Source organism: Acidovorax sp. KPB24-07 (assembly GCF_057543315.1).
The window spans coordinates 1-751 of sequence record NZ_BAAJYS010000844.1 but is presented as its reverse complement, the minus strand read 5'-3'; the positions used below and the strand labels follow the sequence as shown (position 1 = coordinate 751).

The window sequence follows — 751 nt, the reverse complement described above, 5'->3', positions numbered from 1 at the left end:
TTGGGCGATGGTTCGTCAGCCGCCTGGCAGTGGGCCGGCGTGGCCTGCGTGGTGCTGGCGCTGGGGTGCGTGGTGCTCGGGCCGCGCTGGGCGCGGCGCTGACCGGGCCTGGTGCCGGGTCAGCGCTGGTTCAGCGTGCTACAGCGGCCGGCGGCGGGCGTAGCGCACCACCGTCACCCCCGCCCGCGCCTGGCGCGTGGAGGGCATGACGAGCACGCAGTCGTCGTACGGCGTGGTGACGGGTTCGCCGTCGTTGTCGCCGATCACCGTGCCGGCCTTGGGGATCACCTCCAGGCCGGTGAACGGCTGCGTGAAGCGGAAGGCGCTGCTCTTGGCGACCACCGGGCCGGTCACCTCCAGCACCCACTGGCGCGGCGCATCGGGCTGGCGCCAGCCGGGCAGCAGCGCGGCCAGCGCCTCGGGGTGGAGCACCTGCGCCGCCGCCAGGAAGCGCACGCACTGGTCGTAGGCCACGGTGCGGCTGGACAGCGCGCCATGGAAGCCGCATTCCACCAGCAGCGAGCGGCGGTCGCCCGCCTGCGCGTCGGGCAGTCCGAAGTGCCCGTAGTCGCGCATGCGCACGCCGTCCTGGTGGCCCGCATCGGCCACGATGTGCTCGGGCGCGCCCATGCGGCGGGCCAGCTCCAGGTTGCGCGGGTGCAGGCCGGTGAGCAGGAGCGGCGCCCCCGGCTCGTGCATCGAATGCAGGTCGAGCAGCCAGTCGGCGCGCGCCACGAAGGGCCGCAGCGCG

Annotated in this window: 1 protein-coding gene; it reads right to left on the bottom strand. The window is 75.0% G+C overall.

From position 1 onward, the window contains the following. Positions 1–138 precede the first annotated feature (138 nt). A partial coding sequence (locus AC27IQ_RS26200; RefSeq protein WP_487091393.1) for a M14 family metallopeptidase occupies positions 139–751 on the bottom strand: 613 nt, incomplete at its 5' end.